Source organism: Trichlorobacter sp. (assembly GCF_030247655.1).
Lineage (GTDB): Bacteria > Desulfobacterota > Desulfuromonadia > Geobacterales > Pseudopelobacteraceae > Trichlorobacter.
On record NZ_JAOTRZ010000121.1, the window covers coordinates 1 to 8,356 of the forward strand.

The 8,356-nt window shown below is 54.0% G+C and carries 6 protein-coding genes and 1 tRNA gene; all 7 read right to left on the reverse strand.

Annotation, left to right across the window (positions count from 1 at the left end):
• On the reverse strand, positions 1 to 950 hold a 950-nt coding region (locus OEL57_RS10845; RefSeq protein WP_300740555.1), incomplete at its 3' end, for a type II secretion system F family protein.
• Positions 951 to 952: 2 nt separating this feature from the next.
• Positions 953 to 4,057: an InlB B-repeat-containing protein gene (locus tag OEL57_RS10850; RefSeq protein WP_300740556.1), complete on the reverse strand. Its 3,105-nt coding sequence runs from the start codon at positions 4,055 to 4,057 to the stop codon at positions 953 to 955.
• Between the two features lie 33 nt (positions 4,058 to 4,090).
• Positions 4,091 to 4,603: a type II secretion system protein gene (locus OEL57_RS10855; RefSeq protein WP_300740557.1), complete on the reverse strand. Its 513-nt coding sequence runs from the start codon at positions 4,601 to 4,603 to the stop codon at positions 4,091 to 4,093.
• 154 nt (positions 4,604 to 4,757) lie between these two features.
• Positions 4,758 to 4,832, reverse strand: a tRNA-Val gene (locus OEL57_RS10860).
• Positions 4,833 to 4,878: 46 nt separating this feature from the next.
• Positions 4,879 to 6,093 (reverse strand): putative nucleotidyltransferase substrate binding domain-containing protein, encoded by a 1,215-nt coding sequence (locus tag OEL57_RS10865; RefSeq protein ID WP_300740558.1) that lies wholly within the window; start codon positions 6,091 to 6,093, stop codon positions 4,879 to 4,881.
• 80 nt (positions 6,094 to 6,173) lie between these two features.
• Entirely contained in the window at positions 6,174 to 8,171 is a 1,998-nt protein-coding gene (locus OEL57_RS10870) for a solute symporter family protein (RefSeq protein WP_300740559.1), read from the reverse strand.
• An 11-nt stretch (positions 8,172 to 8,182) separates the two neighbouring features.
• Positions 8,183 to 8,356 (reverse strand): DUF485 domain-containing protein (locus OEL57_RS10875; protein WP_300740560.1); only part of this gene is annotated, 174 nt, incomplete at its 5' end.

Genomic DNA, 8,356 nt, shown 5'->3' on the forward strand with positions numbered 1-8,356 from the left:
ACTTCAACCTGATGAATCGCCACGGCCATACCCTTTTCCAGCAGACGGTTGTTCAAGGTACCCGAAGACATCCGCAATGACTCAACAATAGGGATGCCGCTGCCCAGAAGGGTGGCCAGGGTACGGGAAAAGACCGATACGGCATACCCGAAAAACAGATCACCCACCACCGGCAACGCCAGTTTCCAGCGATCTACCCGCTGACGCCCCCCCTCTGACCGGCTCCAACTGCGTAGTGCAACAATTGCCGCGATCAGTAGCGGTAACCAGACAATGACCGTAGAACGCAGGACACCGGTAAAATCAATCAGCAGGCGGGTTAACAGAGGGAGTTGAGATCCGGCATCGGCATATACCTGACTAAAGGTAGGAACCACATAGATCAGCAGCAACATAATGGCCAGAACGGCAACGACCACCAGAATAGTCGGATAGATCAAGGCCGAAATCAGCTTTTTACGCAGCTCTTCTGCCCGTTTCAGGAACACGATATAGCGCCGGATGGTCTGGGGCACCTCGCCGGTCCGTTCACCGGCCCGAACCGAGGCGAGATACAGCGGAGGAAACAGCTTACCATGCCGCTCAAAAGCGGTGGACAGGGCAGCACCACCTTTAACATCCTCCCGCACCTGCCCCAATACCTTGGCTAGAGCGCCTCCTGCCTTTAAACGATGTTCAAGAATCGCATCCAGTACCGGTACAATCGGCATACCGGATTTAAGCAGCACCACCAACTCCTGATTAAAGGCCAGCAGTTCACGGTTGTCAATGCGACCAACACGTGGCTTCAAGAGGTTTAACGAAAGCTTCAGGCCAGAGCGCTGCAGTGCAAAGACATGGTAGCCCTGGGAAATCAGACCTGCTCGCAGTTGGGTCTCATCCACCGCTTCAAGTTCGCGCTGAACAATAGTGCCGTCCGGGGTTCCCAGTTTGCAGGTAAAAAGCGGCATAACTATTTAACCGTTATCCGGTCAACCGTTAAGGTGCCGCTTGATATTACCAGCGGAGCTGTCAGGTTACTGAACAGACCGGTCAACCCGCTGAATGTTGCATTGTAGCCCCCCTTCAGGGCAATAGACTTCTCTACAGTCAGCGACTCGGCCAGGTTGCCATCCAGCAACAGGATCTGGGCCCCGCTAGGTGCAAGGATATAGGCCTCAAACAGGGTGGAATAGCCAACACCATTGACCTGGGCTTTTACCAAGCCAAAGTCAGCCCTTACCTCTCTGGCGACATTCATGATGGTACCACAGACCGTACCATCCGTAGTTTGACAGCCAACCCAGCCGACAAGGGTTGAAATGGCGTTGGGAACAGCGGTGAGTGTGACCGTACTACCGCTGTTAAACTGGCCGGAACAGGAGGAAGCGGGACAATCAATGCCTGCGGGGGTGCTGATTACCGAACCAGCACCGCTACCACTCAGGGTCACAGTCAGGGTCACTTGCGGTACCGCAGCAAACGTAGCGGTGACACTACGTGCTGCAGACATTGTAACCGTACAACTGCCGGTGCCGCTGCAGCCTTCACCGGACCAGCCGTTGAAGACATAACCGGAAGCGGCCTCAGCGGTAAGTATTACGCTAGTGCCGCTGTCATACGCGGCCATACCGACCGTGCCACTCCAGCCGAGGGTACCGGTGCTGGCGGTGATGCCCCCACCAGCTACGCTCGACCTGGTTACGGTCAGCAGATATTCCGGGGTCGTAGTGAAGCGTGCCAGACCTTGGCGGGCCGATCCATTCACCGCTTCAATGGTGCCACCAACCAGCAACTGAATCCCGTCAGTAAGGATAGACTTCACTATGCCGGTTACCGAGCTGTTAAACGTGCTGTCCCGGCTGCCGTTGGGGTGCAGACGCACCAGGCTGTTATAGATGCTTTCTCCTTCAACTATCTGCATGCCGCCGCCAACCAGTATTCTGCCGTCTGGTTGCAGGGCAAGCGCATAGGCCGTGGAACCCTGGTTTGCGAAAGGCGTCTGGAATGTGCTATCCACGCTGCCGTTGCTGTTCAGTCGCACCACGGTGGGGCTGGCAACGCCGCCCACTGTTGCGAAACAGCCGGCCAGCAGGATCTTGTTGTCCGGTTGCACCGCAATGGCAAACACCTCGCTGCGGCCGTAATATGCCGTGAAAGCTGGCGATACAAAGGTATTGTCAATACTGCCGTCGCTGTTCAGCCGCAGGATGTTCTGCACCGAGACACCACTGAACGAGAAGAACGAGCCAGCTACCAGGATTTTACCATCTGTCTGGACAGCTACGGCATTAACCCTGTCAAAGTCATAAAAGGGAGCAACCTGCTGATTGGTAATCCCACTGCCGGGGTTGAAAGTTGCTGTGTCCTCAATAGAAAGATCCGCGTTCAGCCGCCGCACCCCAGGAGAATGATACAGGGCGGTCAGCACCTTGTCGCCCGGATATAAGGCCAAAGCATTTATCCCACCAGCATAGGCACTGGCCTCCAGGGTGCCGGTTGTACTCATCAGAGCCAGATCTTTGTAGGTCTGATCGGCAATATCGTTAAAACTCCCGCCCATGACCAGTTTCCCGTCACTGCGCACCAGCACACCGGTGACAACGCCTCCTGCCGTCACAGGAACCGACAAGGTGGTATCCAGAGTACCGCTGGTACTGAAGCGAGCGACGCCGTTCTTTGCAACACTGTTGACAAGATAAAAGCTACCGCCGGCAATCAGCTTGCCATCCCCCTGTAGCGTCAGGGTACGTACATCGGCCTGCCCGCCTACAACAGGTTTGTAGGTACTGACAGGCTGCCAGGTGGTGTTGGAGAACAGACAGAGCCCGTAGTAGTAGTCTTCATTGGAATAATTCTGGGTAAAGCTTCCTCCGGCCAGAGGCTGTCCGTCACTACGCCCGGCCAAGGCAAAGACATCCGAATGGGTAGAACCCTCAGTATTGGTCGGTCCGCTCTTGAAGGTTAGCAAACTCCTATAGGCTCCATCACCTGCTTCAAGGATAAAAATTCTGGCATCATGATAAAGTGGAGTGTTACCGTTAATTATGGAGCTGTACCAGCCACCCACTACAATTTTATCAGGCAGTGCTAAAAGGCTGGTAATTGCCTGAAAATAGTTTGCTGCAGCGGTATACTGAATTTCCCCTTGATTATCGTAATAGGATACACGTTGTGTAAAGGTCTCATCCAGTACGCCCTCGGCAGAAGTCCGAATCAGCTTAGGCAGGTCATAAGTACCGTTCAGCCCGAAAAAGCTGCCGCCCAGCAGCACCTTGTTATCCGCCTGCACCGCCAGGGCCTGCAGACTGCCACCATACAGCCCGGTACCAAAAGCCGCATCCAAAGCACCTGTCGAGGACAAACGTGCCACCTTTGCCTTTGCAGTACCGTTCACGGTCTCAAATCCGCCACCAATAATAATATGCCCAGTTGACTGCAGGGCAATATGGGTAACCGTTGCATCCGCCCCGCTGCCGGGGTTGAAGGAGGTATCTTCGCTGCCGTCGGCATTCAGGCGGGCGATATGGCTGCGGGGGGCGGTAAAATCGCCACCCACCAGAATCTTGCCATTACCATCAACCGTAATGGCCCGCACAGCATTATCAAGACCGTAGGTGGTGCCAGGATTACCATAAACATAACCTCCGGCCTTGAAAACAGTATCCCAAGCGCCATCACTGCTCAGACGAAAGAGATAATTTTGGGATTCTGTTGTACCATAGACCGTTATCTGGCCACCGATCAAAATCTTGCCATCTGACTGGACTGCAGCGGCATAGATCATATCAGCAGGGATGCGGGAGTCCAGTTGGAAGCCGGTATCCACCGAACCGTCAGCGTTCAGGCGGGCGATATTTTTGCAGGCCACACCACTGATGGAGGAGAAGTTCCCAACCACCAGCACTTTACTGTTTGCCAGCGGGACAATGCCGGTAATCTGGCCTGCTCTGGACAGTACCGGTTTAAAGCTGGCGTCCAATGTTGTTGCAGCAAGGGCATGCGTTACGCATGAGAGGATACAGACCATCAGCGCACACAGCAGAACCAGTTTGCTTGATATTGATTGAGTAGCCATATTCTGTCTCCTCTTAACGGTACAACGTTGTAATTAAGGCACCTTGGCAGCCCGTACCGTCTTCTGTGGCGGCTTATAAACAAACTGCCACTGGTCATAACGTTCTTTGTTAACCAGATCCTGTAACTGATCAGGGAAATTATCCTTTTTAATAACCCGCTCGGTGCTGCTGCTGGCAACTCCCACAATACCACGAGCCGGATCACGTATCAGCGTCCAGTCCTGATTTGTTATCGGATCACGATACAGTTTACGCAGATAGCGTACCGTTGCCGGGGTGCGCGGGTCACGCAACAGATCCTTCAGATCATTCAGCGGTGTGGCAACATGCTGCTGAACATTCCCTTGCGGCTGTTGCCAGCGACCAATGGCATCCTGAATCTGCATCCCACGAAACAGCAGCTCTTCCTCGCGCTCACGCTGCATCGCCATCTTCCAACTGGTGCCAACAGCACCAAGCATAATGCCAATGATCATCACTGCAAGTAGCACGACCAGGTAGGTAAAACCCTGCTGATTATGAAGGAATCTGTCTTTAGCAGACATGGTATGTACTCGATCATCAGTATTGTTTAGATTTTCAGTAAAACACCAGACGAGATACCAATTATATACCTGTTATACCGTTCTGCGTCCAGTTTTCAACAGGTGAAGGCACAAAAAAGGCCAACTGAAAATATCAGTCGGCCAGTGCTGAATATGGTGCGCGCTACTGGGATTGAACCAGTGGCCCCTGCCGTGTGAAGGCAGTGCTCTCCCGCTGAGCTAAGCGCGCATAAGAGGTGGTTTTATAGACGAAGCGACCTGAAGCTGTCAAGGTTTTAGACAATATTGAAGTTGGTGTGGATCATCTTCTGCAGTTCTTCAACCCTGACCACCGCTTGACGGAGTTGCTCCCGTTCATCATTATCCAGCATAAGCGGGTCAAGGTAGTGGGAATCCTTCTGAATCCCCTTGATTTGCTTGATCTGCAGCAGTATCCGGTGCTGGGTCAATATGTCGTACGCCTCACGCAGACCACTGGCCATCTCGGCTGAAAGACTGCCTTCCTGTTCCAGATAGTTGATCCGCTGAATCGTGTTGGTGGCTGCCATCCCCTGGCTGATGGCCAGGATACGGACGTTCATCACCAGTGGCGCCCAGGCCAGAAGCTTGACATTCAGCTCTCCGCGGTGTTCTCCACTGGGCTCGGTCCAGAGTTTGCGCATAAATCCCAGGGCAAGTTTCATTTCCGTAGCAGCACGGGCCATGCTCCAGAGCACCTGAAAGTGCTCCTTTTCCATATCGCGGATCAGCTCGATCAGCTTTTCCCCCAGCTCTCGATCACCGCCAACAAAGCGAGCATCGGAGAGGACAATCAGGTCCATCATATTTTTGGCAAAGTCTTCTACTTCATAGCGTACAATGGCAAACAGCCGCTTGCGCCATTGTTTGTAGGATCCCCGCCAGGTGGGGTTACTGGTCATGATATCGCCGGTGCAGCGCTTGAAGCCAGCGGCTTCAAGGCAATCAACCAACCGGTTGCCAAACTCTACGAACCAGACGTCTGCAGCCTCTTCTCCCCCATCGTCATACACAATCAGATAGTCCTGATCAGTAATCAGGGTTTGTTCTTCGCGGCCATCACTGCCCATGCTGATAAGGGCATAGGCAACGGGTGGCGCACCGTGCCCCGCAGCGGCCATCTCTTCGGTAACAATCTGCAGCGCCCGCTCTGCAAGCATATCCCGATAATGGGTGCAGGACTGATGCAGGTTGCAGACCGATTGTGCAGTAATGAAGCGCTCCAGCTCAATCCGGTTCAACTCTTCATGCAGCTTTTTCAACGCAGGGGCATCGGCAGTTGCAATCAGCCCCTGTTGCAGGGCAGACTGGGCATCCCACACCTCAAACTTGCGACGCACTGCAGCCAGGTCAGCACGAACCTGCTGCAAGGCTTCACTAATTTCTGCAACCGTACAGTAGCGCGTTAACTGCGTAACTAATGGCAACTCGTCCAGCAGGTGGCTCATGTCATCATGCGGTGTCGTTTCCACAGTGCCCTCTGATCAAAAAAATGGGGAGGCCGAAGCCTCCCCTACTCTATAGCATAGTTGCAGCAATTGAAAAGTGTGACTTAGTGGTCGATGGCCTTGGCCATGCCAATACCGGTGTTCTGGCGGACATAGATCTCGTCCCACATCTCCTCGGCCTTCTTGCAGGGGAACATCAATGTTGCCAGGATGGCAGCAATGAAGCCCAGCGGGATGGAGAGGATACCAGGGTTCTTCAGAGGGAACAGCGGCTTGGACAGGCCCAGCATGGACTTGCCACCACGGTTCTTGACTTCTTCAGCCTTTTTAGCCTCGATGGTCTTGAGGGTCTTCTCCATTGCCTCAGGCTTGATCTTGCCCTCTGCAATTTCCTTCTCAAGCTTGGAGTAGGCCTTCTGGGCATTGTTGGCAACCACATCAGGATAGGTCATGTTGGGTGAAACCATAACCAGACCAACCGATGCGAGGGTACCAACCACCAGACCGGCAACAACGCCAGCGGTGTTGAACTTTTTCCAGAACAGGGACATGACCACAACCGGCAGGTTACCGGAGGAGGCAACGGCAAAGGCCAGTGCCACCAGGTGAGCAACGTTCTGCTTTTCTGCAGCAATACCGATGACGATACCCATGGCGCCAACGACAAAGGAGGTGGCGCGTGCAGCAAATACCTGCTCTTTTTGGTCAGCGTGGCCGTCTTTGATCACGTTCACATAGATGTCGTGGGCAATGGCAGCAGAGGCAGCCAGAACCAGACCGGACACAACAGCCAGGATGGTTGCAAAGGCAACGGCGCAGAGGAAGGCCAGCAACAGGTCACCCAGGAACGGTGAAAACTCTGAACCCAACTGTTTTGCCAGCATCATGGCAGCCATGTTGCCGCCTGCATCAACGGACTTGATTGCCTGCGGAGTCAGGTGAATTGCAGCACCAAAGCCCAGCAGGGTGGTCAGGATATAGAAGGAGCCGATAATGAACATGGCCACGATAACTGATTTACGTGCTTCCTGAGCGGTGGGAACGGTAAAGAAACGCATCAGGATGTGGGGCATACCGGCAGTACCCAGCACCAGCGCCATACCCAGAGAAATCTGGTCAAGGGGGTTGGTCAGGAACAGACCCGGCTCAAGGAAGCGCTGTCCGGCATCAGCCGTGGCTGTGCCTGCAGCAGATTCTTTCAGGTAAATCGGCAGCAACTTGACATGGTCAATAATATTCTGGTTGGTGGCGATGTCATTGAAGAACTGGAACGGGCTGAAGCCTGACTTGACAGCAACCAGCACAGACAGCAGGAAGGCGCCGGTCATCAGCAGGCCGGCCTTGATGATCTGAACCCAGGTGGTGGCAGTCATACCACCGAACACAACGTAACCAACCATCAGGATGCCAACGCCGATGATAGCACCCTTGTACGGTACGTTCAGCAACAGTTGCATCAGCTTACCGGCACCAACCATCTGAGCGGTCAGGTAGAAGGTGGAAACCGATACCGTGGAGATGGCGGCAACAGCACGAACCGGCTTGGGTGAGGTGCGGAAGGAGAGAATATCCCCCAGGGTGTACTTACCGGCGTTACGGCACGGTTCGGCAACGATCAGCAGCACGGTGATGTAGGCCACCAGCCAGCCAACCGAATACATGAAACCGTCATACCCGTAGAGGGAGATCATGCCGGAAATACCCAGGAACGAGGCAGCCGACATATAGTCACCGGCAATGGCCCAACCGTTCTGAGTACCGGTGATACCACCACCGGCAGTATAGAAGTCAGAGGCAGACTTGGTCTGCTTGGCTGACCAGACAACAACCGCCATGGTGGCTCCGATAATCATCAGGAAGATCGGAATAGTGACCTTGGGGTTGGCCTTCAGGGTTGCCCTATGATCTTCAGCAGGCTTGGCCGGAGCAGGAGCAGCCACCTTGGCTGCGTCTGCAGCCGGTGCAACAGTAGCGGCAGGAGCAGCAGCCGGCGCGGCAACAGTAGGCTTTGCATCAGAAGCAGCAGGAGTCTTGGCAGGTTCAGCATAGGCGGCGAAGCTCAGGGAGAGTACGCAACCAATAGCAACTAATAGTCTCTTCATGGATTCACCTCCTATTGAAGTTCGTTGACCAGTTCTCTGGTCAGACGGTCGAAATCCTTGTTGGCAACATGGGCATAATACATTGCCAGCCCCCAGGACACAAAAAACTGCGACAAGGCAAACAGGTAACCAAAATTGATTCTGCCCAGGATCTGGATCTTGAACAGACCCGGTGCATAGGCTGC